Source organism: Ruegeria sp. HKCCD7303 (genome assembly GCF_013111185.1).
Classification (GTDB): Bacteria; Pseudomonadota; Alphaproteobacteria; order Rhodobacterales; family Rhodobacteraceae; genus Ruegeria.
On record NZ_WVRE01000006.1, the window covers coordinates 60,598 to 86,265 of the forward strand.

The window sequence follows — 25,668 nt, forward strand, 5'->3', positions numbered from 1 at the left end:
GACATACTCCTCTCTCATGGCTTCGGTGTTGCCCCGTGGGGCGATGATTTAAGCGCTGATTTCCAAACCTGCTTTGCCGCAAACCTCGACGATGTGATCGTATCCCATTTTGGAGTACTCGTAGGGCGGCGCCTTGGCGGGGTCTTGTTCTGCCTCGACCACGATCCAACCGTTGTAATCCATCGCTTTCAATGCATTGGCCACGGCCTGAAAATCGATGCAGCCATCGCCGGGTACCGTAAAGGCACCTGCGATCACTGCATCAAGGAAGCTGCGGTTGTTCTCACGCGTGTCCTGCACAACGTCAGGGCGGATGTCTTTGAAGTGAACGTGATGCACCCGGTCACCCCAGCGGTTCAGCGTAGCCATCACGTCGCCACCGCCAAACAGCAAATGGCCGGTATCGAAACACAGCTTCAGTTCGGGACCCGAGCCTTCCATCAGCCAGTTTACCTCATCCTCGCTTTCGATGATCGTGCCCATGTGATGGTGATACGCCATCGGCATACCCTGATCTGCCGTCCACTTGGCCAACTCGCTCAGCTTGGCCGCATAGGCCAGAACCTCGTCTTTGGACAATCTGGGGCGGGCATTAACCGGCGTTCCAATCTGCCCCTGAACGGTATTGGAGCATTCGGCATAAACGATGCACGGGCTGTTCAGCGCAACAAACTGCTCAACTTGCTCACGAACAGCCGCAACCTCTGCATCAAAGTCGTTGACTAAGGTTGCGCCCGAACACCATCCGCCACAAAGCGCGATGTCGTTGGCGTCCAGATAGGCACGCAAGCCTTCGGTGTCGCCGGGCATCCGCTGGCCGCGCTCGACGCCGGTATAGCCAATCTCGCGCGCTTCTTTCAGCGCCTGCTCCATCGTATAGGCCGCAGTCAGATCAGGCAGGTCGTCATTCTGCCAAGCAATCGGAGAGATACCGATCTTCACGCTCATTTCGTGTTTCTTTCCTTGATGGCGACCTCATAAGCCGCGCGTTTTTCATTCACTTCGGGTCGGATGCTGACCTCGGGCACAGCCACTTCCCACCACGTTCCGCCATATTCGGTCGAGGGGTACGGGTCGGTGTCGATCACCACAACGTATGGGCCTTTGACGTCTGAACGTTTGGCCAGCGCGTCCTCAAGCTCGGCAATCGAGCTGACCTTGACCGAGGTCGCCCCCATCGCTGCCGCATGGGCTGCAAAGTCGATGGCAGAAGCCGTTTCGTGGACTGTGTGGTCGAGAAGGTTGTTAAACTCCGCCCCGCCCGTGCCCATCTGCAAGCGGTTGATGCAGCCGAAACCTCGGTTGTCGGTAACAACAACGGTGAAGGAAATCCCCATCATCGCCGCCGTCGCCATTTCGGAATTCGCCATCATGTAAGTGCCGTCACCGGTAAAGCAGATCACATCCCGATCCGGCTGGGCCATTTTGATCCCCATCGCGCCCGCGATTTCATAGCCCATGCAGCTGAAACCGTATTCCATGTGATAAGCCCCAGGGCCCGGTGCTTTCCAAAGCTTGTGCAACTCGCCCGGCATTGTGCCTGCGGCACACATCGCAACGGTGTTTGCATCGGCCGCCCGCTGTACCGCGCCGATCACCTGCATATCCGTCGGCAGCGCGTTGCTGTCCTTTGGTGCATCGGTCAGCGCATCAACCTTGCCAAACCAATCGGACTTCAACGTCGCAGGCAGGTCCGGCGCACGATGGTTACCCAGCGCTTCGGCCAGTTCATTCAGACCAACGCGCGCGTCAGATTGCAGCGGCATCGCCCCGTGCTTTTCGGCGTCGTAGGCCGCGGTGTTCAAACTGATCAGAGCCCGCTCGGGGTTGGCAAACAAGCCCCAAGACCCGGTGGTGAAATCCTGAAAACGGGTACCAACGCCCAGCACAAGGTCAGCCTCGGCGCAGATGTTGTTGGCGGGTTCGCCACCGGTCACACCAATGGGTCCGACGTTCAGCGGATGATCCCATGCCAATGCGGATTTGCCCGCCTGTGTTTCGGCCACCGGGATGTTGTGCGCCTCGGCAAAGCTTTGTAGCGCGGCGGTTGCGTCCGAATAATGCACGCCGCCTCCCGCGACGATCACAGGGCGTTTGGCCGCCTTGATTGCCGCCACAGCCCGCGCCAGCTCACCCTCATCCGGGCGAATGCGACGCTGATACCAGACGCGCGGCTCGAAGAAGCTTTCGGGATAATCATATGCCTCGGCCTGCACATCTTGGCAAAAGGCCAAGGTGGCCGGGCCGCAGTCGGCCGGGTCTGTCATGGTACGAAAGGCACGCGGCAGGGCCGTCAGTAGGTGTTCCGGGCGCGTGACGCGGTCGAAATATCGGCTGACCGGTCGGAAACAATCATTCGCGCTGATGGTTCCATCCGAGAATACTTCGGGTTGCTGAAGCACTGGATCGGGCCCACGGGTTGCAAACACGTCGCCGGGCAGCAGCAAAACAGGCAGGCGGTTCACATGGGCCAGAGCGGCAGCGGTAACCATATTGGTCGCCCCCGGTCCGATCGACGAGGTCACAGCCATCGCCCGTTTGCGGCCCAGTTGCTTGGCATAGGCAATCGCGCAATGCGCCATGGTCTGTTCGTTATGGCCACGATAGGTGGGCAGGCTGTCTTTCACACCATGCAGCGCCTCACCCAACCCGGCAACATTGCCATGGCCGAAAATGGCCCAGACACCTGCGATAAAGGGCTCTCCGGCCTCGTTCATCTGCGCCCCAAGATAGCGCACCAGAGCCTGCGCCGCGGTCAGTCGGACTGTCTTGCTCATCATGATCCCTTTCAACTTGAAACCGCTGCCAGCGGCCCACAGGTTGCTTTTTTACGAAGATGTCAGGCCAATGCCTCAAGCCTGAATTGAGTGTGAGCTCAGGTGTCACCGCCCGGTCGGATGCCCCCCGAGGGGCATCCAGGTTTTCAAAGTTTAGACTGTACCGCCCAAAGACCCTTCCAGCTCGGCCATTTCCTGACCACCGGCCATCAGGTCCTGCAACTGTTCGGGGGTAATCTCACCACGGGTCGCCGTGCCCAGCGTTTTGCCGCGATTCAGCACGGTAAACCGGTCACCCACCGCCAAAGCGTGGCGCACGTTATGGCTGATGAAGACCACACCAACCCCCTGGCTGCGCACCTTGTCGATGGTTGCCAGAACATTCGAGGTTTGACGCACCCCAAGGGCCGAGGTCGGTTCGTCCAAGATCAGAATCTTGGCACCGAAATACACGGCGCGGGCAATGGCGACGGTCTGCCGCTCACCGCCAGACAAAGTGCCCACGGCCTGATCCGGCCCACGCAGGTTGATACCCATTTTGCGCATCTCTTCCATGCAAACATCATTCGCCTGTTCGACATCGAACCGCTTCATCAGGCCTTTGCCCTTGGTCGGTTCGCGACCCATGAAGAAGTTGCGCGTGACACTCATTAGCGGGATCATGGCCAGATCCTGGAACACGGTCGCAATGCCCGCCTCCATCGCATCCCGAGGCGTGTCGAAATGCAGCGGCTTGCCTTCAAAGAAGATCTCGCCCTTGGTGGGTTTGTGCACGCCCGACATGGTCTTGATGAAGGTTGATTTACCTGCACCGTTGTCGCCCAGCAGGCAATGACATTCTCCCGGTTTGACGTCAAAGCTGACGCCCGCCAAAGCGATGATGTTGCCAAAGTGCTTTTCGATGTTCTTCATTTCGACGATGGGCGCCACATCCGCTGCCGCATCGCCGTGGTGGAACTTGGTATCTTCGGTCATATCAGCGCTCCCCGGTTACGCGCTTTCGGATCGCGTTGTTGAACAGAACCGCAATCAACAGCATCGCGCCAAGGAAAACCTGGAACCAGTCCTGATCGAAGTCTGTATAGGTCAGACCGATGACAACCATACCGAAGATGATCGCACCAAAAAACGCGCCAATGGCCGAACCATAACCGCCTGTCAGCAGACAGCCACCAATCACGGCGGCGATGATCGCCTCAAATTCCTTCTGGAAGCCACGACGTGCGTCGGTCGAGCCTGCGTCGATCACGGTAATGATGGCGACCAGTGCGGCACAGCAGGCGGTCAGCATAAACAGCGAAACTTTGACCCGGTTCACCGGCACACCAGAGTTTGACGCCGCCGTGCTGTCGCCGCCCGACGCGAAAATCCAGTTCCCTGCCGGGGTTCGCAGCAGCACGTAAGTTGCTGCAAGCGCCAGAACAATGAACCACAGGATTTCAACCGGGATGCCAGGCACCTTGGGCGCACCACTTTTGAAGGTATCGATCATGCCTTTCTCGGCCAGCCAGGTAAACAGGCCGCCGAAAGCCTCGCCTGAAAAGAACGGAGCCAGCCAGTCGTTCTCAACCACGTCACGAACGCCACGCAACTGCGTCGATCCTCCGGTGGCGGCCTTCAGGCCAACCAACGACAGACCGCGCAGAATGAATAGGAAAGCCAGGGTCACGATGAAGGATGGCAGACCTGACCGGATCACGATGTTTCCGTTTATTGCCCCGACAAAAGCTGCAAAGATAAAAGTCATTGGGATCGCAACGATCAGTGGCAACTGCCAAGTGACCACACAGACGCCAAAGAACAGGCCCGCAAACGCCACCATCGAGCCGATGGACAGGTCAAACTCCCCTCCGATCATCAGAAGCGCGGCACCGATGGCCAGAATTCCCAACTGCGCCGCAGGTGTCATGAAGTTCATGATCCCGGCCAGGGTAAACATCGAGTCGTCTGCTGTGATGGCAAAAAAGATAACCACCAGGACAACACCGGCCATCGCACCGAGTTCGGGCCGTTTCATGAGTTTGGTCATGAAAGGTTCTTTTTTGACCCTTTCGTCCCCGGCGACTTGAGCTGAGTCACTCATCGTTTCCTCCCATTTGGGTGGGAACGGCGCTGCTGCGCCGCCCCGATTTGTTCAGGTTCCGGAATGGGTCAGCGAATGCCCTGCGAAGACAGTTCGATCACCTGAGCGGCCTTCTCCTGAGTCACCAGGTTGGGACCCGAAGGAACGTTGCCGCCGGGCATCAGGCCATATTTCGCGTGCAGGCCCATAAAGTTCACCGACAGGTACCCCTGCAGATACTGCTGCTGATCGATGGCAAATGCTGCATCGCCGTCCGCGATCGACTGCAGGAAGTTGGCCGACAGGTCGAAGGACGCAACATTTACATCCCGGCCCGAGCCTTTGACGGCTGCAACGGTCGGCTCACCGGCCGAGCTTGCACCCAATGCCATCACAGTGTCGACCGCTTCGTTTGCAGCCAGAGCAGCGGCAACTTTCGACTCGATTTCCGACGGGTCATTCGAGGTCGGAAGAACTTCGACATCACCACCGAAACCTTCCGCAAAACCTGCACACCGCAGGTCCAGCGCAACGTTGCCCACTTCGTGGTTCACACAGATCGCCGTTTTGCCACCCATAGCTGCCAGTTCTTCACCAGCGGCCTTGCCGGCGTCAAATTCGTCCTGACCCACATGCAGCAGCGCACCTAGGTCTTTCGAGACATCCGAACCCGAGTTGATCGAGATCACCGGGATACCGGCGGCAACCGCGCGTTCAATTGAGGGGCCAAGCGCATCCGCATCCGGGATCGAGACGATCAGGCCGTCAGGCTCCTGGTTCACCGCTGCATCTATCAATTGCGACATGGCCACCATGTCAAAGGTTTCCGGCGCGCGATATTCCACATTCACGCCGACGTCCTTACCGGCCTGCTCGACCCCGTTTTTCACAACGTTCCAAAACGCATCGTTGGCCTGGCCGTGTGACACAACCACGATTTCCTGCGCAAACGCAGGAGTGGCCAGGGCCAGAGCCCCGGCAGCAAGCGCGCCTTTCACAAATTTCTTCATTTCAGGTTCCTCCCATGATTTCAGTCTGATCTTCCGTCGGGGAACCAGCCCCGATCATCCGGCTGTGCCGAATCTGATTGGCTGCGGCGCAAAACCGAGCTGACGTAAGTTTGAAGAATTTCGATCATTTTGCAACCGGTTTCAAAACTTCTTCCATCCGAACCGGTTTCCCGGAGTGCATTGACAGGGTGGCGGCCTCGGCCATGGCAAGCGCGGCAACGCCATCCTTCAACGAAACCGGCACGTCCGACCCATTCGCAACAGCTTTGACAAAAGCAGCCCATTCTACCCGGTAAGCGGGCATATAGCGTTCCAGAAAGAAATAGGTTGGCTTCGCCCCAACAACGCCCTCGGCCGTTGATTTGACCACGGTATTTTCAAGCGCATTATGTACCTGCAACAAGCCCTTGGAACCCAGTAACTCGACCCGTTGATCATACCCATAGGCCGCGCGGCGCGAGTTTTTAATGACAGCAATACGACCATCTGCGTAAGTCATTGTCACCACAGCGGTATCCACATCGCCGGCTGCACCAATCTCGGCGTCGACAAGCGACGATCCGACGGCCGAGATGGTATGCGGCACATCCCCCATCAAAAAATTCGCCATGTCGAAATCATGAATCATCATGTCCCGAAACAGCCCGCCTGAAACTTTTACATAACTGACCGGCGGAGGCGCAGGATCAAATGATGTAATCGACAGCAGCTCGGCTGTGCCGACTTCGCCCGCCTCCAAACTTTCTTTCAGCGCCGAAAAATGCGGGTCAAATCGCCGGTTAAACCCAATCATCACAGGCTTACCCCGCCCGGACACTGTTTTTAAACATTGCACGGCACGGTCCAGGCTCAGGTCAACTGGCTTTTCACACAGAACCGCCTTGCCAGCAGCGGTCGCCGTCTCAATCAGGTCGGAATGCGTATCCGTCGGGGTTGCGATCAAAACCGCATCAATTTGGGGGTCTGCTATGATCTCATCCGATCCGCGCGCTTGCGCCCCATATTCGTTAGCAAGGCTTTCTGCCGCTTCCGGTACAGCGTCTGAGACTGCACAGAGTTTGCTGTTTGAATGGGCCGAAATGGCTTGCGCATGTACACGTCCGATGCGCCCAGCGCCCAGCAAACCTACCTTCAACATGCAACTCTCCCGAATCTTGGTATTGGGCGTAACAATGATTCTCTTTGCAACCGGTTGCAATATTTTTTTTCAACAGACTTGAGATTTCGCGACAGAACTCTCGAAACGATTGCCCTAAAGGGGCCTGGGGAAGTCTTCATGCAATGCCGTGTACGCCGAAATCCGCGTATTTTCACATCTACGGGAATCCCCCAATTTCCGAACGCGGTGAATCAGGGTACGTTTCAGTTAAGGAACACACACTACCACTCTGTGACCCCTTAAAAGGGGCTGGCATGACCCCCTCGTCCAGCCCCTTTATTCTTCCTAAACTATTGATGGCTTGGCTAACTCTGATTTGGCAAGAACACAGGCCAGCAAACGTCAGAGCCGCCTTGCTATAGGGCTTTTTCACGGCTGCAAGCGCAGATGCAGCCGTACTTCAGTGCGCAACTTGTGAAAATGGCGATCCCTGAAGGACTCGAACCCTCAACCTGCTGATTAGAAGTCAGCTGCTCTATCCAGTTGAGCTAAGGGACCGCTACGCCCTTCTTGCTGGTTTTACCCGCAGGGTTCAAGAGGCAAGCGCATGAATGCGCTGTTGGGATCGGCCTCGTACCCAAAGATCGACTCGCAATAGGAATAACCCAAAGCCTCGTAGAGCTTACGTGCCGCATCATATTCCGCCAGATGTGCGGCACCGGTTTCCAGAACAAGGGCTTCAATCCCCTCGGCGCGCGCAATGTCAGCCATGTGCTGCATCATCAGTCGCGCCAACCCACGACCCCGCGCCTGTGCCAGAATGTGCACGGACTTCACCTCGGCGGTTCCGTCCGGCAGCATCTTCAGCGCGCCACACCCCAAGGGCTGCTGACCCTCGTAAATCGCCCAAAACCGAATCCCGGGCCCCGCCAGCGACTCAGCATCCATTGTATGGTTGCTTTCGGCAGGGCCTGCCGTTTCGCTATGGGAGAAATGCGCATCTACCACGGCGCGAAGCGCGTCCGAGGTCGGGTCGGCCTTACGAATGTCGATCATTTAGTGAGTCCAGGGACCGCGCCTGTCGGTAGCAAAGTTCTCGCCATAGCCACGGGCACGCAGATTTGGCTTACGTTTGTGCGGCTCGCTGACCTGAACTTCGATGCCGTTGTCCTTGGCGTAATCCAAAGCTTCTTCCTTGGTGTCGAATTTCAAGCGCACCTGAGTCTGCGTATCGTTGGACGACGTCCAGCCCATCAGCGGATCAACTTCACGGGCCGAGGCCGGGGCGTATTCCAGAACCCATTTGCGGGTCTTGGCCATCCCCGAAGTCATCGCGTTTCGCGAAGGCTGGTAAATCCGTGCGCGCATGTCGCCTCTCCGTACTCACTTGGCTGAGCTGTTTATGCGTCAGAGCGTGCCCGGGGGCAAGATTGCAATTGTCGCGGCTTTTACCCCCACACTGATGTCAGAAATTGTCATTAGTCTAAGATAAACCAGAGATACATCAAACGGCGAGGCATCTCGATGAATCATCAGTCGCAAGACATCAGGCCGCGTAGAGCACAATGATTCTGGATCAGCCCTTGCAGACGGACAAAATAAGAACAAATGTAGGGGCCTGATTGCGGAGCCTGCCGATGCCTTACGCCCATTCCGACAAAACCCAACTGACCGCCGAAGATGTGCGCGCGCGCCTGAAACTGGAAGGCGGCAAGCAGTTTGTGATGCACACCGAATTCAACCCCGCGGGCGACCAGCCAACGGCCATCAAGGAACTGGCTGGCGGCGTATTGGACGGCGAGCGCGATCAGGTTCTGCTGGGGGCAACCGGCACGGGTAAAACTTTCACCATGGCCAAGGTGATCGAGGAAACCCAGCGCCCAGCCATCATTCTTGCCCCAAACAAGACACTGGCGGCGCAGCTTTACGGAGAGTTCAAAGGCTTCTTCCCCGAAAACTCAGTGGAATACTTCGTCTCGTATTACGATTACTACCAGCCCGAAGCCTATGTGCCGCGCTCGGACACGTACATTGAGAAAGAATCCCAGATCAACGAACAGATCGACCGGATGCGCCACTCGGCCACGCGGGCGCTGCTGGAACGCGATGATGTGATCATCGTGGCGTCAGTGTCTTGCATCTACGGTATCGGCTCGGTCGAGACCTATGGGGCGATGACGCAGGATCTGAAAGTCGGCAATGAATACGACCAGCGGCAGGTGATGGCCGATCTGGTCGCCCAGCAATACCGTCGCAACGATCAGGCGTTTCAGCGTGGATCGTTCCGGGTGCGGGGCGATTCACTGGAAATCTGGCCCGCCCACCTTGAGGATCGCGCCTGGAAACTGTCGTTCTTCGGCGAGGAACTGGAACAGATCACCGAGTTCGACCCTTTGACCGGGGAACGCGCCGCCACGATGGAGCAAGTGCGGGTCTACGCAAACTCGCACTACGTGACGCCAAAACCGACGATGCAGCAGGCGATCATCGGCATCAAAAAGGAACTGCGTATCCGGCTCGATCAACTGGTGGGTGAAGGCAAGCTGCTGGAGGCCCAACGTCTGGAACAGCGCACCAACTTCGATCTGGAAATGCTCGAAGCCACTGGCGTCTGCAACGGGATCGAGAACTATTCGCGCTACCTCACGGGCCGCGCTCCGGGTGAACCGCCCCCAACCCTGTTCGAATTCATCCCCGACAACGCCATTGTCTTTGCCGACGAATCCCACGTCAGCGTTCCGCAGATCGGCGGCATGTACCGGGGCGACTATCGACGCAAATTCACGCTGGCGGAACACGGGTTCCGCTTGCCGTCCTGCATGGACAACCGCCCCCTGAAGTTCGAGGAATGGGACGCCATGCGCCCGCAATCCGTCTTCGTCTCGGCCACCCCCGCCAAGTGGGAGATCGAACAGACCGGCGGCGTCTTCACCGAACAGGTGATCCGCCCCACCGGCCTGCTGGACCCCGAGGTCGAGATCCGCCCGGTCTCCATGCAGGTCGACGACTTGCTGGACGAAGTGCGCAAAGTTGCCGCCAATGGGTTCCGCACGCTGGTCACCACGCTGACCAAGCGCATGGCCGAGGACCTGACCGAATATTTGCACGAACAGGGCATCAAAGTGCGTTACATGCACTCGGATATCGACACTCTGGAACGCATCGAAATCCTGCGCGACCTTCGGCTGGGGGCGTTCGATGTGCTGGTCGGCATCAACCTGCTGCGCGAGGGGCTCGACATCCCGGAATGCGGTCTGGTCGCCATTCTGGACGCGGATAAAGAGGGTTTCCTGCGGTCCGAGACTTCTCTGGTTCAAACCATCGGTCGTGCCGCGCGCAACGCCGATGGTCGGGTGATCATGTATGCCGACAAGATCACCGGTTCGATGGAGCGCGCGCTGAACGAGACTAACCGCCGCCGTGCCAAACAGCTTGCCTACAACGAGGAACACGGCATCACGCCTGAGACGGTGAAAAAGAATGTCGAGGACGTTCTGGCCGGCCTCTACGAAGGCGACGTCGACATGAACCGCGTCACCGCCACCATCGACAAACCGATGCACGGCGCGAATTTGGAAGCGCATCTGGACGGGCTGCGCGAGAAAATGCGCAAAGCCGCCGAGAACCTGGAATTCGAAGAGGCCGCCAATATCCGGGATGAGATCAAACGTCTGGAAGCGGTCGACCTGGCCGTCGCCGACGACCCCATGGCACGGCAATGGGCGGTCGAGAAAGCCTCGGAAGTCGCAGTGAAATCGCGCGGGCGGTCAACGGCTGGCAGGCCGGGGCAGCGGGGCGGGAATGTGAAGAGGCGGAAGCGGTAGTAGCCACACAGTTCACCCTGCAGAATGCCTGGTTGTCGTGATCTTTACACTCCTCAAACTGTTAAATTGTTTCTTCTATTGCTCCATGACACCAGATACATTTCTAAGAAATGTCTCAAACCCTTTTTCTAACTCTCTCGTTAATCGAAGCTGATCAGTACTTGCTGAATTACTTTGAAGGTTAGCGAGGGCACCTTGAATTGCTTTCACTTTCTCCAACTCTATTGTGACGATAGAGATTTTCTCCTGTAATTCTTGGAGAGACTTTTGCGACTCTAGCCTATGTCTTTCCAAAGCAATACTGTGCTCCTCCTGAGCGATCTCAAGCTGATCTTCAAATCTTTGTTCCAGATTCGCCAAAGCCGTCTCTGCAGTAGATATTGACGGCTCCATATCAATCACAACCACAAAGTCGTCTTCAACAGTGTATATTGCTTCCGAAGAAAGACTCTGACCGTCGACCAACAGGTCTGGGGGAGCGCTGTGCTCAACTTCGTTAAGATTTCCCGGCAAGACATTCACACGCATATTGTGTTTGCCGTCCTTCTCAAAAAACTGCGCCGCCAAAATAGCAAAGAAACACAAGGCGCCCACACCCATAAAGATTTTCAATAGCCCCGCTCTAGTTTCTGAGAGTTCCGACAGAGTCAGCGCTATGATAACCAAAACGAGCATCAGAGCTGCTAGTCCAATTGGCCCGTAAGTAAGAAATCTCTCTAATGCCGAAATCTGATCAACTGGCACGATAATCTCCTTTAAAAAAAGAAAAAGTTTATCACAGACTGAATTTATTTCCAAATTGTGGAGCAAGCTTAAATTTAGGACTCAATAAATTCCACCAATTACGTATATGGGAGCACCAAGGGTAGGGTAGGTTTCCAAACCATTGCTCCGAAGCGACCCAAACGCATGATGTGTTAAAACCCCATTCTGCACTACACAAAAAAATGGGCGGGTAACTCCCCGCCCTAACCTTTACCCCTTATCCCAATGGGCAATCACATCGTATCCGACCGGTGAGGGCGGGCCTTCCATGAATTCGGCGAAATGGCCCCACAGCTCGGCCACTTTGGGCGCGTTTGCGTTCGAGGTCGCTTCGCTTTCCACCACCGAGATCACATACCCTGATCCGTCCTCGTTCATCACGTTGGTAAAGCAATGCATGCCGGGCATGCCCATGATCTCGGATTTCAATTCGTTCATTTTTGCCGTGGCGGCCTCGCGCGTGCCGGGCTTCATTTTGAATTGGGTAATACGTGCAAACATTGCTTTCCTCCCTCACGTGACAGAACTGTCATGTGGCGCAGCCAGAACAGCCACGCCGCGCGCATCCTAGCACAGGGGACTGGAATCTCAGATTGATACATGGGAATTTCGGCCATTTTCAACCAAGCGCCTCACTGCGCGCAAGCATCTGACACTTCAGGGTTGCAACCTAGCGCCCCGCGGAACTTGCCTTGCCCTGTTCGGCGGCTATGTCCCCTCTCATGCGTGCAATCCTGACCTCTCTGATCTTTGCCACCCCAGCCTTGGCATGGGAGGCGACGGTGGGCGATATCTGCACGCTTTCGCATGACACAGGTGCCGCGACGATTTTCCTGACCTATGACCCGTCTGCGCCGCTCTACACGCTGACGGTCACTCGGAAAGATCAGGTCTGGGCCCAATCCCCGTGGTTTGCCATGCGGTTCGAAGGACGAAACCCCATCGAAATCGCCACCCCACGCCATGTCTTGTCCGACGGAGGGTCCGCGTTGACGGTGACAGATACCGGCTTTGGCAATGTGCTGGATGGGCTGGAGTACAATCAGGTCGCCTATGCGTTCACGCAAGACGGGATCGCAGAGTTTCCCCTGAACGATGCAGCGCCGCAGGTACGTATCTTTCGCACCTGTGCAGGCGCACAATTGTCCTGAATGCGTTGAGTAAATCCACTAAGGACGCACAAACTTGGCATTGCCGACCGCACGTTGTTGCGGCTCTGGGCGGCTTTCTGATTGCGCGGCCTGAGGTGCAGGCGTCTCGGTAAACCCACAGGCAACGCCGTCTCCGTCCGGGTCATTGCGCGTGTGGTACCCCGGCTGGCCTTCACGGAACGGCCCGATTCCCATGGCCTGCGTCGCGTCGCACCCCGCCAGCGCGATCAGGTGTATCACGGCCTCGTCCCTATTATACTCGGACACCCGTATGAAAACGCCCACCGCGATCAGTACAGTCGTAAGGGGCAGCAATAGTACCATAACCAGAATGCGCACCGGGGACAGTGCCTGTCGGCGCGCGGCCTCGGCCCGCTGGTGCCGACGGGTTGATCTTGGGTTGAGGTCAGGCGCGCCCTGCGTGGGTTTCTTGAACAGCATGACTGGGTCTTACGATGGATATGTGGCAAAGCCGAGGCAATCGGATCGGAAGGTTGGCGGGCCGCCGACTTACGCTCTAGTGTCACTGCGAAACCCTGACTGTGAGGTCTAGCCAAACCGTGACCAGTCCCTACCAAACCCCAGACGAAACGGTCCGCGAGCAGGCCAGAGAGCTTTTGGAGCAGGCGCGGTTTGCTGCGTTGGCGGTTTTGCACCCTCAGACGGGTTTGCCAACACTGTCCCGTATCGCGCTGGCTACGGATACGGATGGCCGCCCAGTCACGCTGATCTCGTCACTGGCCGAACATACTCAAGCCCTGAATGCCAATCCAAACTGCGCCCTTCTGGTCGGAGAGCCCGAAGAAAAGGGTGACCCGCTGACACACCCCCGCCTGACACTTCACGCGGTGGCGCTTTGGGTACACCGGGACATGCCAGAGTATGCTCCGCTGCGTGAGCGGTATCTAAGCCTGCGGCCCAAGGCAAAGCTGTATATCGATTTCGCCGATTTCAGTTTTGTCAGGTTCACCATCAAGGATGGTTTGCTGAACGGCGGTTTTGGCAAAGCCTATCGCCTAACAACGGTCGATTTCTGATGGTCAACGAACCACGTGGACAGCGCAACTTGCATGTCGCACGACGTGGGAAGCCGTCGAGCCCAGCAAAAGATCCTGCATCCCCGGACGGTGCGACGCCATGATGATCAGGTCGGGTTTATTGGCTTCGGCCCAGTCCAGAATGGTCCGACCAGAATGCCCTTCGATCACCAATCCGCGTGCATTCGGAACCTGCGACGCCAATTCATCCAGCTCGGCCTGAATCGCCTTTCGCGCTTCGGTCAGGTATTCGGGTGGCATGTAGGAAATCGCATAGTTCGGAATATGCTCAACCACATGCAACAACGTCACCTGGGCGTCTGGCGTGGCCAACAGCTGAGCCAGTTTCAAAGGCCCGGATGTGTCTCTTTCAGCGTCGAATGAGATCGGGACAAGAATGTTGTGATACATAGCGTGAGCCTCCGTTTTGCAGGCTCACTTTGAAACATATTGTTGTTGCAGGCTTTGATTCAGGTCAGGAATCTCAGAATGTCTCGGCCACGTCATACATGACCGGCTCAAAGCTTTTGCACAATTCGTTGATCTTGCGATTGCGGTCGCGCATCTCCGGCGTCCTCAACATGGCAAGGAAATCGTCACGACGCTCCCATTGCGAGTAATTGGCGATACGGGTTTGAGCATCGTTCACATGCAACCCTGCAGACACAAAGCCCGGCTGTTTTGAGATGAAATCGGCATAGGCTTCAGTGAGGGCTTCCAACAGATCCTGACAGGTGCCTGGCGTCATTTCAAAGGTTGTGATTACGGTTTGAACACTGGCGTTTTTGGCGATTTTCGGCATTGGGATTCTCCGTTTGTTTTCCTCAGACTAGCACACCCAACAAAAAGGTCGCCTATTTCCTGCCAGCGCAGTAAAGCAACGCCAGTTGTGCCTGGCATAGCACTAAGAATTGACCGCCCTATTCAGGGCGGCCACTGATGTCTTTATTTGTCCATCCGAATCAAAGCAGTGACTTCGCCCTTAACTTGCTCAGGCCATTTAAGGGTCAAATTAACACCAAGAGACCCCTGCTCGGGTAAAACGTGAGGTGCCGCAAAAACCTGGTTATTGAAAACCCCTGTAAGCCCACCGAGCACTGTAACACTATCGCAACTGCGCGCTTTGCCGTTGAACGGCAGTTCGCCATTTGACAAAACCGGCCAAAAACTTGCGGCCGAGTTTTGCTGACGCCGGACTCTCAGAGGATGCGCGGTCTTTTTTGTGACACCGTGATAGGTGTTGTTCTGGAACGTCACATTCGCGTGCTTGTTGTTGTTCAAATCCGCTAAAGACGTGTCGATCCTTTCCGCCCGATCTATTGAACCGCTTGTGGCCCTAAACTTGTTTCCAGTCACAGCCAAACCATTCAGGAAATGCCCGGCCCCATAGGGACGCACAATGAAAAAACTGAACCAGGACGGCGCTTGACTTGAATAAAAGATATTATCGGTGATGCTCATTGCGCTGAACGAGAATCCGCTGGTGAAAGCGGGTGAGGCATCCCGTTCGTTGGTCCATTCGATGAAACAATTGTCGACATAGTTTTCGGCAATAGTGGAACTGTTATACGTGCCGATCATGATCAACCCAGCCGTGCGAACGCCCTGCGGTATGCCATCGCCCTGGAAAAAATGGTTGCCCAAAACCATGTTGTTGTCGCCGCCCAGAACGGCAAAGTGCTTGAAACGCACTGCCTGGTTGTGACGCAGTTTTACGTCATTTGAATTGGTGTTCAGCCCAATCGAAGAACGATCCGTCACATCGAAGGATTCTTCCGCTGACAGGAACTGACAATTGTCGATCAACATCCCCTTGCACCCTGTCGCAATCGAGGTGATCCCCCGGTCTTTGGGGCGACTGACAAAACAATCCTTCAACTGAAATGTGCTGCCCGACACCGCAAGACGGATGGCGCTGCACCTGCTGTTGCACTGGAATTCAATCTGCTCCATGCCGAACTTGCGCAACGTGTTAAATCCGCTGAAGTCCAGTAGGTATTTGAACGCGTGGAACGTGAAGGTTTGCGTACCCGACGCATCATAGATTGGTGCGTTCAGGATGATCTCACCAGCACCAACGTTTTTTGACCGCACGTAGATTTCGCGGCCAACACCACTGCCCTGCACCAAAGAGCCCACAGGAATATTCGCAACATTGGCGACATTGGTCAGTCGTGTTTTGTCCGAAGGATCATAGGTTGCCACCGATGTGAATGTCTCGGTATCCCAAGCGCTACTGCTTTTGACATCGAACTGACCGTTGCGGATCGCGCGGCGTGTGGAAAACCCGCCTTGTTTGTTCGGAACCGTTGCAGCCATGTCAATCGGAGCTGTCACCGAAATTTTGCGACCGCCCAGATCCAGTGATTCATGATCGGTGTTATTCAGCAGCGCCTGAAACGCCTTTTTGAAAGCCAATTCTTCATCGCCAAAGGCCGCTATATAGCTTGGCAGATGGAAGTCTTTGGTCAGCAACAGCATCTTGTCATCAGGCATCGTGACTGTGCCTTCAAATTCCATCTCAGAGGCCATGCTGGTGTTTTCCCCAAGATGATAGGTACCTTGCGGCACATAGACTCGTCGACCACCAGCTGCCTGATCTGCTGCCTCAAATGCGGTGGAATCGTCGGTTACACCGTCTCCCACAGCGCCGTAATCCCGAACGTCCACCAGGCTGATCATTTCACGAAGGAAAACACTGGTGACGTCGGTGATCTCAAGATCATCAACACGCACCAAAGCACCATTGGCACCTTCGATGTCCAGACCGAAATGCCCGTAAAGCGCAGCAAGCCCCCAGGGCATATCAACGCCCGGACGCTGGCCGGTGCCCACAATGGCCGTGATCTCATGTACCGAGCCATAGCCCGATAGCTGCGTAGCCGGTCCTTGCTCGACAACGCCCGCAACGTGCGCGTCCCCCGCACCGCCTGCCCATGCTGCGACCCGTACAGACGGTAACGGGCCGCTAATTGCTTTCACTCGGGCTTTGACCTGCAAATAGCAGCCGGGCAATATCGGCGTCTGCCCCATAAAACGCAGCTGCTGCGTGGTGTTCACCTTCAGAATCTCAAGACATCCGCCAAAATCCGCATCTGATGGTACAAATACGCCGGTGCCGGACCCGCCGTAGGTAGGCGAACCGGGCGTCCCGTCCCCCGCAGACCAGACCGTCAGGCCATTCGCAAACTGAGGTGGCATGAACACGATGCCGTCGGTGATTGCCTTGTTCATAGAAAACCCTTTCTCAATCGCGCCGCGCCAATTTGGCGACGCGTCCAAACCTCGTGTTCAGGTCCGTCCCGAACGCGCCAGTTTGAATACCGAAAGGGGATTAATCACGGTTCATCGCACCGTGACGGTGGTGTTGCGTCAGACCGCAGGATCCGAGTTGCTCAAAAGCTGAACCCCGTTGATCTTCCAGCCACTCTCCAACGGAACCATCTGATAGTCCAGAATATGAACCAGCCCGTTTCCGTCGGTGATCATTACCTTCTGCCACAATGACCCGGCAATCTCGCGCAGTTCCAGAAAGCGTACATCAGCAGGCCGCCAAACCATTGGATACCCATTGCGTACCATCGCTCCGAAATTGTCCGGGTTTCCGAAGAGACGCTGGATATTGGGGCTGGCAAAGGTAAAGGCCGTGGCGAAATCATCCGCCTTGAAGGCCTGCATCTGGGCCGCGATATTGGCCTCGATCTCGGCGCTCTGGGCAAACGCACCTGAGGCCAGACCGGCACTCAAGGACAGGGCAAGTAGTAAACGACGCATGGGGCTACCTCCTGACGAAACGGTAGCCCCTTGCGGGATCAGGTCAAATCAGACCAGCTCTCCGGCCAGGGCCTTGTCGATCAGCGCAATCGTTTCCGGCACGCCATAGAGGGCAATGAAGCCACCAAAACGCGGGCCTTGCGAGGCACCCAACAGCACCTCGTAGAGTGCGGTGAACCAGCCACGCATCGGGTCGAACCGCTCGCGGCCGATCGAGTAGACCACCGACTGCAGCGCCTCATCCTCGGTGGGGCCATCATATGCTTCAAGCGCTGCCTTCAGTGCCTCCAGCGCCTCACGTTCCTGATCTGTAGGCGCGCGATGCTTGCGTGTCGGTTTGACGAAGTCGTTGAAGTAGCGCACAGCAAATCCTGCGGCCTGATCCAAATCAGGATGGCTTTCCGCCGTCGCTTCTGGCGCATAGCGGCGAATAAAGCCCCACAGCGTCTCTTTGTCTTCCGCGCCAGACACCGATGCAAGATTCAGCAGCATCGCAAAGGGCACGATCAACGTCGATTCAGGAACGTCACCGCCGTGGATGTGCCAAACCGGGTTGTTCAACTGCGCCTTCAGATCCTGCCCCGGATAGGCCCGCAACTGCTGATGATACTCATCGTAAGCTTTCGGGATCACATCAAAATGCATCCGCTTGGCCGTTTTGGGCTTTTGGTACATGAAATACGCCAAGCTCTCGGTTGGCGCATAGGTCAGCCATTCGTCAATCGACACGCCGTTGCCGGACGACTTCGAGATTTTTTGACCGTTTTCATCCAGGAACAGCTCATAGCTGAAATGCTCGGGCGCACGACCACCCAGCGCACGGCAGATCGAGTCATAGATCTTTTCGTTCGTCGCATGCTCTTTGCCGTACATCTCAAAATCGACGCCCAACGCCGCCCAACGCGCGCCAAAGTCCGGCTTCCATTGCAGCTTCACATGGCCCCCGGTGACGGGGACGGTCCATTCCTTGCCTGTCTCATCGTCAAAGGTCACGGTGTATGTCTCAGCACAGACCTTTTTCATCGGTACATACATGACCCGCCCGCTTTCAGGGTGCAGCGGCAGGAAAATCGAATAGGTCTGCTGGCGCTCTTCCCGCAAACTCTTGAGCATGATCGCCATGATCTCATCATAGCGTTCAACCGCACGTTTGAGGATTTCGTCAAACTGCCCGGACTCGTAGAACTCCTTGGCCGAGTAGAACTCGTATTCGAACCCGAACGTATCCAAGAAACGCCGCAGCATCGCGTTGTTATGCGCGCCAAAGCTGTCATGTTCACCAAACGGATCCGGCACCGAGGTCAACGGGCGTTGTAAATGCTGCTCCAGAATCTCCGGGTTCGGTACATTGCTGGGCACCTTCCGCATCCCGTCCAAATCATCCGAGAAACAGATCAGCTTGGTCGGAATGTCAGAAAGCACTTCGAACGCACGCTTTACCATTGTGGTCCGAGCAACCTCACCGAAGGTACCGATATGCGGCAGACCCGAAGGGCCATAGCCGGTTTCAAACAACACATACCCCTTTTCCGGAGCACTTTTCTGATAGCGTTTGAGCAACCGGCGCGCCTCTTCAAAAGGCCAGGCCTTGGACGACATCGCGGTTTCACGCAGTTCAGACATTTCAATGTGCTCCATAGGGAAAGGTGCTCTGGTTGCCCCATGCAACCGGACCGGCCCCTCCTATTGTGCCAGTGCAGCATGAGTCAATAAAGCAGTCGCCCGTTTCCTGCCATAACTGACCAGAAACCGGTGTTTCCCCATGCTCAAAGAGCTAAAGTCTCTTGCACTGCTCCGAATACTCGAACGCTTTCTTCAATAGGCCCGAGACGCAGGTTTCACAGCTCAGCCTTACTGAAGCCACAATGCTGGGACGATTGTGCTCTCCGAAACAAAAAAGACACGGGCCGCACGCTCTGGCTTAACCTGCATATTTCACGGGCTTCTCAGGCCATGTATGACTAAGGCAAGATCAGGAAGCTTACCGGACCAGAGGACAGAAGATGCGACGCGAAACCACCAATCTGATCCGCTTTGTGCTTGAGGACATCGTACCGCCAATCTTGCGCGACAGCGCCGCGTTTCACTGGCTCGCACGTCGGGTCTGGGGTGAACATATCACCCGGCTAGCGGCATTCCGCGAACGCGCGCCTTTTCTGACAGACGAAGAATACGAAACCCTGTATCGCGACCATCCGCGCGTTCATGACGGAACCGACAATTCCGAAGCCTGCATAGATCGGATTGCCAAAGACATCATCGGCGACAGCATCTGCGATGTCGGTTGCGGCACCGGCGTTCTTTTGCAGCGTATCCGTGCCCAGCGCCCAGACATAACCGCCATGACCGGCGTGGATTTTGTGGTCGACGACGCGGAAGCTCTGGACAACATCAGCTATGTCGCCGCACGGATCGAGGATCTGCCCTTTGAAGACAACAGCTTCGACACCGTTATCTGCACCCATGTGATCGAGCACCTGTTGGATTATCGCCAAGCGATTGCGGAACTGCGGCGGGTCGCGCGCAAGCGCGTCATCATTGTGGTCCCGCGTGAGAGGGAATACCGCTACAGCTTCAATCCGCACTTTAACTTCTTCCCCTACACCCACAGCTTTTTGCGCGCTGTACATCCCAGCCCGAGCGTACATGTCTGCGAAGATATCGGGCGCGACATCTATTACTGCGAAGACCGCCCTGTGGATCAAAGCAACGAAAAGCCCGTAAAGGATCAGGCGGCATGAGCGCCACCGCGCCAACGGTTCTGATCTGGACGGGCTTGCTGTTGACGCCTGTCATGATCTCCGCCGGTCAGGTGTTGTTCAAGCTTGCAGGCGGCCGGATCGACGGGCGCGACGCCACAGGCTTAGTGGGCGTAGTACACACCCTTTTTGACCCTTTTTTGCTTGTCGCACTTGCGATCTACGGGTCCGCGACGATCCTTTGGATTTACGTCCTCAGACATGTGCCTTTGTCGCAAGCTTATCCGTTCATGGCGCTTAGCTTTGTGCTGGTTCCCCTCGCCTCGTGGCTGTTCTTTGGCGAAACGCTGGGGCTGCGCTATTGGATCGGGGCCGGGCTTTTACTTAGCGGAATGGCGGTGATGAATACCTGACCGGTTCAACCTGCCGCACAAACGCGGCAAAACAAGATGTTGAACCTGCCCTGCCCCCCTTCTATCCTGCGCCTTTGAAGAACCCCAAGCAGGATGCACCGAATGACCGAGCAAGTTCCCCACCCGATGTCCCCACAGGATTGCCTTGTGGCGATCATGGTTGCGATTTCGGCATCTGACGAAACGATCCGAACCGCTGAACTGGTCAAGATAGAAGTTGCGGTGAACATGCTGCCGGTCTTCGCCGGGTATGACATCGACCGGATGCGCCATGTGTCACAGATCGTTTTTGATCTGTTCGAACAAGAAGACGGCTTGGATGCTCTATTTGGGCTGATCCGCGACAACCTTCCTGAGCGCCTGAACGAAACCGCTTATGCGCTGGCCTGCGATGTTGCCGCGGCAGACGGATCTCTGGCCGAGACCGAACTGCGTTTGCTGGAAGAAATCCGGTACGAGTTGAGTATCGACCGCCTACACGCTGCCGCAATCGAACGCGGTGCCCGCGCGCGTCACGCCGTCTGACAACAGGCGTCGTCGGGTTTCACAGCTTAACTGCCATATAGCGAGCCCCACCGTTCAAGCAGTGCGCGTTGCAGCTTTCGCGACCTTCGGTTCCAGCTGCGCGCGCCATCCGGACGTTCACGCTGAGCACGCGGTATTTTCGCGCGTTTCGCCACGTCTGCCGTGAAGATAGCAAAGGCCAGGTCGACCCCGTCTGCTGTTGTCAGGAAACCGCCTAGCCCGGAAACAAAGTTCAGTGTCCCGGTCTTGGCGTCAACCTTAACTGGGTGGTTCTTGACGACTCGACCATTCCGATCGGTCAAGGCAAAAGGTTTCATCAACGGGCGCAATATCCCCGACTTCTGTGCGACCACCAAGGCCGAAACCAGATCTGCGGGTACAATGCGCGAAGCATCACCAAGACCGGAATGATCGACCATGGCGATACCGTTCACACCAAAGCTCTCCAAAGCCCATCGGTTCATCTCGGCCGCCGACTCTGCCAAGTTCCTGGGATAAACACCCCGTGCCTTTGTCGCCGCCAGTCCGACCATCTCAGCCGTCAGATTGGTCGAGTATTTCAGCATCCCACGCAGAATACTCTCCAGCGGATCACTGCGATGCACCACAAGATCCAAGCCCTGCGGGCGCTCTCGTGTCACCTGCACCCGTCCCAGCACGATCCCGTTTGACCGCGCCAGGGTTCGGAACACATCCCCTGCATAAAGCGCGGGTTTACGTACTGGCAACCAGCGGGCTCCGCCATTCCCCAACGCACCTTTGGCCACGGTCCAGCGATCCTGGCGCGCGCTTGGTTGATAGGTATAGATCGGCAGGCTTCGGCTCTCGACGCGCATCGAGGCTACATCCACCGCAGGCACATAGCGCGCGCTGCGCGCGTCCATGCTTACGTCATATCCTTTGCCCGCGCGCTTCCACTCAAAGTGCACCCGGTTGAAATTCAACGAAATCCCGCTGATGGCAGGACTGTACCCCACATGATCGGGCTGTCCAGGGTCGATGCTGAAAACAAATGGCAGTGCCCCGTCGTAGACCTTGAACGCACCACGCACCTCGGTAATCCCAGCCTCTCGCAGGTTGGCCGCCATCGAGGCTAGTGCATCAGTATCCAACAGTGGATCCCCACCGCCCGCCAGGATTAAATCGCCATGCAGGATGCCGTTTTCGATCGGTCCATCCGCCACCAGACGGGTTTCAAATCGGTGATCCGTGCCCAAAACATCCAGCGCATAAAGTGCGGTCAACGCCTTGCCAACGCTGGCAGGGGGCAAGGCGGCCCCTTCTCCAAACACCTCCAGCTGCGCTCCGGTCGCTACATCCGCAACCGCAAACACAACCTCGCCTTTTAACCCGGCCGCAGCCACCAGGCGTTCGGCCCCGCTTAACGGCACCCCGCGAATCTGCGGCCTGAGAGAAACTAGCGGGGCCTGTGCAAGACCTGCTGCCGGGATTAGAGATGCCCCTAATCCCCCCAGAAACACACGACGTGAAAAACGATCAGCCATAGCTGAATTAAAATCCCACAGAATAAAATCGCACAACCTCTCGCTGAGATTATGCGCCCATAGGGGCTATTCCGGCAACACTTGTGCGCGCCACTCTCCGCGCGTTCGGATTTCGGTCGAGCTGACATCAACCATTGGCACGTTCACGAAACACCAGGCCGGGGCTTGCGCCTGACCCAAAAGATGTCGCGCCTGCCCATCGATGCGATACTTTGCATAGACCCGAGCCGCAGGTGACATCCGCGCCGAAATCCGATCCCCTGGCCGCGCGACGACGCCGACTGGCACGCTATCCATGATCAGCCGCCAATCTTTCCAACGATGAAACTGCGCCAGGTTATCCGCCCCCATCAGCCAGACAAACCGAACCTGCGGGTACAGCCGCCGAAGTGCTGCCAGAGTATCCGCTGTCGCCCGCGTGCCCGTCATCGCCTCGATATCCGTCACGTCGACCTTCGGGTGCTGCATCACGGCTTTCGCGGCTTGCAACCGCCGCGCCATCGGGGCTGGTCCATGCTCCTTCAACGGATTGCCCGGCGAGACCAGCCACCACACCCGATCCAGCCCAAACGCCTTCATCGCCTCGCGCGTGACGTGCACATGGCCTTTGTGCGGAGGATCAAAAGACCCGCCGAACAGCCCGATCACCTGCCCGGGTCGCGCATATGGAATATGATAACGCTCCATCCCCTGCTGATGTTCAGAACTCAAGGGGGTTGTCAATCAACAGGTTGCACCGCATCACCCAGCTTGACACGCCCCGGGCGGAGGACTTCGGCACACCAACCCCCATGCCCGCGCACGGCAGAGTAACCGCCCTGGCCCAGAGCCTCTTCCATCCGACTGCACGGCGCGCAGATCACGGTAAAGCGCAGGATGGCCTCGCCCACCTGCACCTCACGCCCCTTGAGGGCCGCCAGATTGATCCCCGACACCACCAGATTACGCCGCAGGATTTCCGGTGCCACGGGCCTTTGCCCCAGATAAGTGCCAATCGCCGCCAGATGTTCGTGCTGGATCAGAGTCACCGCCCGCGTGCCAGCGCGGCCACGGTCGCCGTCGAGCCCGCCAATGGAGATCACGGCCTCATTCACCTTGACCATTTCCACCCGCCGCTCGGGTCGTAGCCCGATCCATTCGACACGTCCCGGCTGCGCCCAACCGGCAATCAGCTTTGCCAATTCAGACAATTTATACCCCTTGTTTGGTCAAGCCTTTTTAGGTGAAGCCGGCACTAAGCGAAATTCACAAAACCACCAGCTTGCCCCGCACGCCGCGCTCAGATATCCAGCGTTCCAACTCAATTTCCCCGACCCAGAGGACGCGACATGGCCGCCTATCAATATGTCTACCACATGCAGGGTGTCTCCAAGACCTATCCCGGTGGCAAGAAGTGCTTTGAAAACATCCACCTGAGCTTTCTGCCCGGTGTGAAAATCGGTGTCGTCGGCGTCAACGGCGCGGGTAAATCGACGCTGATGAAAATCATGGCCGGCCTCGATACCGATTTCACTGGTGAGGCGTGGGCGGCTGAGGGTGCCAAGGTCGGCTATCTGCCGCAGGAACCGCAGTTGGATGAATCGCTGACCGTCCGCGAAAACGTCATGCTGGGCGTGGCCGCGAAAAAGGCCAAGGTCGACCGCTTCAACGAAATCGCCATGGAGATCGCCGAGAATTACTCGGACGAGCTGATGGAGGAGATGACCACCCTGCAGGACGCGATCGACGCGGAAAACCTGTGGGATCTCGACAGCCAGATCGACGTCTCGATGGAGGCACTGCGCTGCCCGCCGGACGATGCCAACATCGCTAACCTCTCGGGTGGTGAGAAACGCCGCGTGGCGCTCTGCAAGCTGCTGCTCGAAGCGCCCGACATGCTGCTGCTCGATGAACCGACCAACCACCTGGACGCCGAGACTATCGCCTGGCTGCAACAGCACCTGATCGACTACAAAGGCACCATCCTGATCGTCACCCACGACCGTTACTTTCTGGATGACATCACCGGCTGGATTCTGGAACTCGACCGCGGCCGCGGCATTCCGTATGAGGGCAACTATTCCGCATGGCTGGAGCAAAAGGCCAAACGGCTGGAGCAGGAAGCGCGCGAGGACAAGTCCAAGCAGAAGACCCTGCAGCGCGAACTGGAATGGATGCGTCAGGGTCAGAAGGCCCGTCAGGCCAAATCCAAGGCCCGGATCAATGCTTATAACGAACTGGCCGAGCAGTCCGAACGCGAAAAGCTGACCCGCGCTCAGATCGTCATCCCCAACGGCCAGCGCCTTGGCGGCAAGGTGATCGAGGTCGAGGGCCTTTCGAAACACATGGGCGACAAGCAACTGATCGAAGGGCTGGACTTCGCCCTGCCCCCCGGCGGCATTGTCGGCGTCATCGGCCCCAACGGCGCGGGTAAATCGACCCTGTTCAAGATGCTCACCGGTCAGGAACAGCCCGACAGCGGCACCATCACGCTGGGCGACACGGTCGAACTGTCTTATGTCGACCAATCGCGCGACGACCTGAAAGACAACGACACCGTGTGGGAAGCGATCACCGGCGGGGCCGAGATCATTCAGCTGGGCGATGCACAGGTCAATTCCCGCGCCTACTGCTCGTCCTTCAACTTCAAAGGCGGCGATCAGCAGAAAAAGGTCTCGCTGCTGTCAGGGGGTGAGCGCAACCGCGTCCACATGGCCCGCTTGTTGAAAGAGGGCGGCAACGTCCTGCTGCTCGACGAACCGACCAACGACCTGGACGTCGAAACCCTGCGCGCACTGGAAGACGCGCTGGTCGATTTCGCCGGCTGCGCCGTCGTTATCTCACACGACCGCTTTTTCCTCGACCGGATCTGCACGCATATTCTGGCCTTCGAAGGCGACGCGCATGTGGAGTGGTTCGAGGGCAACTTCGAGGACTACGAAGAGGACAAAAAGCGCCGTCTGGGACCGGATGCGCTCGAGCCCAAGCGGTTGAAGCATAAGAAGTTTGCAAGATAGACGTTTCTATAGGCGGCAATTTTGCCGCCTT

At 57.0% G+C, this 25,668-nt stretch carries 26 protein-coding genes and 1 tRNA gene; 7 read left to right on the top strand and 20 right to left on the bottom strand.

Going from position 1 to position 25,668, the window contains the following annotated elements; translation table 11 throughout:
• Positions 1–48: 48 nt before the first annotated feature.
• From iolE to GS630_RS15585, 9 genes are all read right to left on the bottom strand, one after another.
• Entirely contained in the window at positions 49–948 is a 900-nt protein-coding gene (gene iolE / locus GS630_RS15545; protein ID WP_171179331.1) for a myo-inosose-2 dehydratase, read from the bottom strand.
• Positions 945–2,777: a 3D-(3,5/4)-trihydroxycyclohexane-1,2-dione acylhydrolase (decyclizing) gene (gene iolD, locus GS630_RS15550; RefSeq protein ID WP_171620925.1), complete on the bottom strand. Its 1,833-nt coding sequence runs from the start codon at positions 2,775–2,777 to the stop codon at positions 945–947. The genes iolE and iolD overlap by 4 nt, the downstream gene beginning before the upstream one ends.
• A 153-nt stretch (positions 2,778–2,930) precedes the next feature.
• The gene (locus GS630_RS15555; RefSeq protein ID WP_171179327.1) at positions 2,931–3,752 is read right to left on the bottom strand and encodes an ATP-binding cassette domain-containing protein; all 822 of its coding nucleotides are present in this window, start codon (positions 3,750–3,752) and stop codon (positions 2,931–2,933) included.
• A gap of 1 nt (position 3,753) precedes the next feature.
• Positions 3,754–4,860 carry an ABC transporter permease gene (locus tag GS630_RS15560; protein WP_171179325.1) on the bottom strand — a complete coding sequence of 369 codons (1,107 nt, stop codon included), beginning with the start codon at positions 4,858–4,860 and terminating at the stop codon, positions 3,754–3,756.
• A 68-nt stretch (positions 4,861–4,928) separates the two neighbouring features.
• Positions 4,929–5,849: a sugar ABC transporter substrate-binding protein gene (locus tag GS630_RS15565; RefSeq protein ID WP_171239051.1), complete on the bottom strand. Its 921-nt coding sequence runs from the start codon at positions 5,847–5,849 to the stop codon at positions 4,929–4,931.
• Between the two features lie 124 nt (positions 5,850–5,973).
• The gene (gene iolG / locus GS630_RS15570; protein ID WP_171179321.1) at positions 5,974–6,987 is read right to left on the bottom strand and encodes an inositol 2-dehydrogenase; all 1,014 of its coding nucleotides are present in this window, start codon (positions 6,985–6,987) and stop codon (positions 5,974–5,976) included.
• Positions 6,988–7,429: 442 nt separating this feature from the next.
• Positions 7,430–7,506, bottom strand: a tRNA-Arg gene (locus GS630_RS15575).
• A 21-nt stretch (positions 7,507–7,527) separates the two neighbouring features.
• Positions 7,528–8,004 carry a GNAT family N-acetyltransferase gene (locus tag GS630_RS15580; RefSeq protein ID WP_171620926.1) on the bottom strand — a complete coding sequence of 159 codons (477 nt, stop codon included), beginning with the start codon at positions 8,002–8,004 and terminating at the stop codon, positions 7,528–7,530.
• Complete coding sequence (locus GS630_RS15585; RefSeq protein ID WP_171105518.1) at positions 8,005–8,316, bottom strand: ETC complex I subunit; 312 nt, start codon at positions 8,314–8,316, stop codon at positions 8,005–8,007.
• 269 nt (positions 8,317–8,585) lie between these two features.
• On the opposite strand from GS630_RS15585, the gene uvrB reads away from it, so the two are divergent.
• On the top strand, positions 8,586–10,772 hold the full coding sequence (uvrB, locus tag GS630_RS15590; protein WP_171620927.1) for an excinuclease ABC subunit UvrB: 2,187 nt from the start codon (positions 8,586–8,588) through the stop codon (positions 10,770–10,772).
• Between the two features lie 75 nt (positions 10,773–10,847).
• Here the strand turns inward: uvrB and GS630_RS15595 are convergent, their stop codons facing one another.
• Positions 10,848–11,516 (bottom strand): hypothetical protein, encoded by a 669-nt coding sequence (locus GS630_RS15595; protein ID WP_171620928.1) that lies wholly within the window; start codon positions 11,514–11,516, stop codon positions 10,848–10,850.
• A gap of 231 nt (positions 11,517–11,747) precedes the next feature.
• Entirely contained in the window at positions 11,748–12,038 is a 291-nt protein-coding gene (locus GS630_RS15600; RefSeq protein ID WP_171620929.1) for a hypothetical protein, read from the bottom strand.
• A 221-nt stretch (positions 12,039–12,259) separates the two neighbouring features.
• Here GS630_RS15600 and GS630_RS15605 point away from each other — a divergent pair, with 221 nt between their 5' ends.
• A complete protein-coding gene (locus tag GS630_RS15605; RefSeq protein ID WP_171620930.1) occupies positions 12,260–12,688 on the top strand; it encodes an excinuclease ABC subunit B in 429 nt (142 codons plus the stop codon).
• 18 nt (positions 12,689–12,706) lie between these two features.
• Here GS630_RS15605 and GS630_RS15610 read toward each other — a convergent pair whose 3' ends face one another.
• Complete coding sequence (locus tag GS630_RS15610; RefSeq protein ID WP_171179312.1) at positions 12,707–13,129, bottom strand: excalibur calcium-binding domain-containing protein; 423 nt, start codon at positions 13,127–13,129, stop codon at positions 12,707–12,709.
• A 119-nt stretch (positions 13,130–13,248) separates the two neighbouring features.
• Between GS630_RS15610 and GS630_RS15615 the strand changes: the two genes are divergently transcribed.
• A complete protein-coding gene (locus tag GS630_RS15615) occupies positions 13,249–13,725 on the top strand; it encodes a pyridoxamine 5'-phosphate oxidase family protein (protein WP_171712119.1) in 477 nt (158 codons plus the stop codon).
• Positions 13,726–13,728: 3 nt separating this feature from the next.
• Here the strand turns inward: GS630_RS15615 and GS630_RS15620 are convergent, their stop codons facing one another.
• From GS630_RS15620 to GS630_RS15640, 5 genes are all read right to left on the bottom strand, one after another.
• Positions 13,729–14,136 carry a universal stress protein gene (locus tag GS630_RS15620; protein WP_171179308.1) on the bottom strand — a complete coding sequence of 136 codons (408 nt, stop codon included), beginning with the start codon at positions 14,134–14,136 and terminating at the stop codon, positions 13,729–13,731.
• Positions 14,137–14,209: 73 nt separating this feature from the next.
• On the bottom strand, positions 14,210–14,527 hold the full coding sequence (locus tag GS630_RS15625; protein ID WP_171179307.1) for an antibiotic biosynthesis monooxygenase: 318 nt from the start codon (positions 14,525–14,527) through the stop codon (positions 14,210–14,212).
• Positions 14,528–14,670: 143 nt separating this feature from the next.
• Positions 14,671–16,959, bottom strand: coding sequence for a glycosyl hydrolase family 28-related protein (locus tag GS630_RS15630; protein WP_171620931.1), 2,289 nt, complete (start codon positions 16,957–16,959; stop codon positions 14,671–14,673).
• A 138-nt stretch (positions 16,960–17,097) separates the two neighbouring features.
• The gene (locus GS630_RS15635) at positions 17,098–17,499 is read right to left on the bottom strand and encodes a DUF4864 domain-containing protein (protein ID WP_171179302.1); all 402 of its coding nucleotides are present in this window, start codon (positions 17,497–17,499) and stop codon (positions 17,098–17,100) included.
• 48 nt (positions 17,500–17,547) lie between these two features.
• Positions 17,548–19,122, bottom strand: coding sequence for a lysine--tRNA ligase (locus tag GS630_RS15640; RefSeq protein WP_171620932.1), 1,575 nt, complete (start codon positions 19,120–19,122; stop codon positions 17,548–17,550).
• Positions 19,123–19,502: 380 nt separating this feature from the next.
• Here GS630_RS15640 and GS630_RS15645 point away from each other — a divergent pair, with 380 nt between their 5' ends.
• The 3 genes from GS630_RS15645 to GS630_RS15655 all read left to right on the top strand — a co-directional run bounded on the left by GS630_RS15645 (position 19,503) and on the right by GS630_RS15655 (position 21,136).
• Complete coding sequence (locus GS630_RS15645) at positions 19,503–20,240, top strand: class I SAM-dependent methyltransferase (protein ID WP_171179300.1); 738 nt, start codon at positions 19,503–19,505, stop codon at positions 20,238–20,240.
• A complete protein-coding gene (locus tag GS630_RS15650; RefSeq protein WP_171093518.1) occupies positions 20,237–20,611 on the top strand; it encodes an EamA family transporter in 375 nt (124 codons plus the stop codon). The genes GS630_RS15645 and GS630_RS15650 overlap by 4 nt, the downstream gene beginning before the upstream one ends.
• 102 nt (positions 20,612–20,713) lie before the next feature.
• Positions 20,714–21,136, top strand: a complete 423-nt coding sequence (locus GS630_RS15655) for a tellurite resistance TerB family protein (protein WP_171093520.1) — start codon at positions 20,714–20,716, stop codon at positions 21,134–21,136.
• Between the two features lie 26 nt (positions 21,137–21,162).
• Here GS630_RS15655 and dacB read toward each other — a convergent pair whose 3' ends face one another.
• The 3 genes from dacB to GS630_RS15670 form a co-directional block, all read right to left on the bottom strand.
• The gene (dacB, locus tag GS630_RS15660) at positions 21,163–22,641 is read right to left on the bottom strand and encodes a D-alanyl-D-alanine carboxypeptidase/D-alanyl-D-alanine-endopeptidase (protein ID WP_171234893.1); all 1,479 of its coding nucleotides are present in this window, start codon (positions 22,639–22,641) and stop codon (positions 21,163–21,165) included.
• A gap of 66 nt (positions 22,642–22,707) precedes the next feature.
• A complete protein-coding gene (locus GS630_RS15665) occupies positions 22,708–23,328 on the bottom strand; it encodes a nicotinate-nucleotide adenylyltransferase (protein ID WP_171179448.1) in 621 nt (206 codons plus the stop codon).
• A gap of 32 nt (positions 23,329–23,360) precedes the next feature.
• A complete protein-coding gene (locus GS630_RS15670; RefSeq protein WP_171179296.1) occupies positions 23,361–23,831 on the bottom strand; it encodes an MOSC domain-containing protein in 471 nt (156 codons plus the stop codon).
• Positions 23,832–23,969: 138 nt separating this feature from the next.
• Here GS630_RS15670 and ettA point away from each other — a divergent pair, with 138 nt between their 5' ends.
• Complete coding sequence (gene ettA, locus GS630_RS15675) at positions 23,970–25,637, top strand: energy-dependent translational throttle protein EttA (protein WP_010442471.1); 1,668 nt, start codon at positions 23,970–23,972, stop codon at positions 25,635–25,637.
• Positions 25,638–25,668 lie beyond the last annotated feature (31 nt).

What these genes read in the sequence shown, in the direction of transcription:
- GS630_RS15560 (WP_171179325.1), bottom strand. Translation starts at nt 4,860, where the DNA reads ATGAGTGACTCAGCTCAAGTCGCCGGGGACGAAAGGGTCAAAAAAGAA.
- uvrB (WP_171620927.1), top strand. Translation starts at nt 8,586, where the DNA reads ATGCCTTACGCCCATTCCGACAAAACCCAACTGACCGCCGAAGATGTG.
- GS630_RS15640 (WP_171620932.1), bottom strand. Translation starts at nt 19,122, where the DNA reads ATGTCTGAACTGCGTGAAACCGCGATGTCGTCCAAGGCCTGGCCTTTT.
- GS630_RS15625 (WP_171179307.1), bottom strand. Translation starts at nt 14,527, where the DNA reads ATGCCGAAAATCGCCAAAAACGCCAGTGTTCAAACCGTAATCACAACC.
- iolD (WP_171620925.1), bottom strand. Translation starts at nt 2,777, where the DNA reads ATGAGCAAGACAGTCCGACTGACCGCGGCGCAGGCTCTGGTGCGCTAT.
- GS630_RS15610 (WP_171179312.1), bottom strand. Translation starts at nt 13,129, where the DNA reads ATGCTGTTCAAGAAACCCACGCAGGGCGCGCCTGACCTCAACCCAAGA.
- GS630_RS15555 (WP_171179327.1), bottom strand. Translation starts at nt 3,752, where the DNA reads ATGACCGAAGATACCAAGTTCCACCACGGCGATGCGGCAGCGGATGTG.
- iolG (WP_171179321.1), bottom strand. Translation starts at nt 6,987, where the DNA reads ATGTTGAAGGTAGGTTTGCTGGGCGCTGGGCGCATCGGACGTGTACAT.
- dacB (WP_171234893.1), bottom strand. Translation starts at nt 22,641, where the DNA reads ATGGCTGATCGTTTTTCACGTCGTGTGTTTCTGGGGGGATTAGGGGCA.
- ettA (WP_010442471.1), top strand. Translation starts at nt 23,970, where the DNA reads ATGGCCGCCTATCAATATGTCTACCACATGCAGGGTGTCTCCAAGACC.
- iolE (WP_171179331.1), bottom strand. Translation starts at nt 948, where the DNA reads ATGAGCGTGAAGATCGGTATCTCTCCGATTGCTTGGCAGAATGACGAC.
- GS630_RS15565 (WP_171239051.1), bottom strand. Translation starts at nt 5,849, where the DNA reads ATGAAGAAATTTGTGAAAGGCGCGCTTGCTGCCGGGGCTCTGGCCCTG.
- GS630_RS15655 (WP_171093520.1), top strand. Translation starts at nt 20,714, where the DNA reads ATGACCGAGCAAGTTCCCCACCCGATGTCCCCACAGGATTGCCTTGTG.
- GS630_RS15620 (WP_171179308.1), bottom strand. Translation starts at nt 14,136, where the DNA reads ATGTATCACAACATTCTTGTCCCGATCTCATTCGACGCTGAAAGAGAC.
- GS630_RS15580 (WP_171620926.1), bottom strand. Translation starts at nt 8,004, where the DNA reads ATGATCGACATTCGTAAGGCCGACCCGACCTCGGACGCGCTTCGCGCC.
- GS630_RS15585 (WP_171105518.1), bottom strand. Translation starts at nt 8,316, where the DNA reads ATGCGCGCACGGATTTACCAGCCTTCGCGAAACGCGATGACTTCGGGG.
- GS630_RS15645 (WP_171179300.1), top strand. Translation starts at nt 19,503, where the DNA reads ATGCGACGCGAAACCACCAATCTGATCCGCTTTGTGCTTGAGGACATC.
- GS630_RS15665 (WP_171179448.1), bottom strand. Translation starts at nt 23,328, where the DNA reads ATGGAGCGTTATCATATTCCATATGCGCGACCCGGGCAGGTGATCGGG.
- GS630_RS15630 (WP_171620931.1), bottom strand. Translation starts at nt 16,959, where the DNA reads ATGAACAAGGCAATCACCGACGGCATCGTGTTCATGCCACCTCAGTTT.
- GS630_RS15650 (WP_171093518.1), top strand. Translation starts at nt 20,237, where the DNA reads ATGAGCGCCACCGCGCCAACGGTTCTGATCTGGACGGGCTTGCTGTTG.
- GS630_RS15600 (WP_171620929.1), bottom strand. Translation starts at nt 12,038, where the DNA reads ATGTTTGCACGTATTACCCAATTCAAAATGAAGCCCGGCACGCGCGAG.
- GS630_RS15635 (WP_171179302.1), bottom strand. Translation starts at nt 17,499, where the DNA reads ATGCGTCGTTTACTACTTGCCCTGTCCTTGAGTGCCGGTCTGGCCTCA.
- GS630_RS15605 (WP_171620930.1), top strand. Translation starts at nt 12,260, where the DNA reads ATGCGTGCAATCCTGACCTCTCTGATCTTTGCCACCCCAGCCTTGGCA.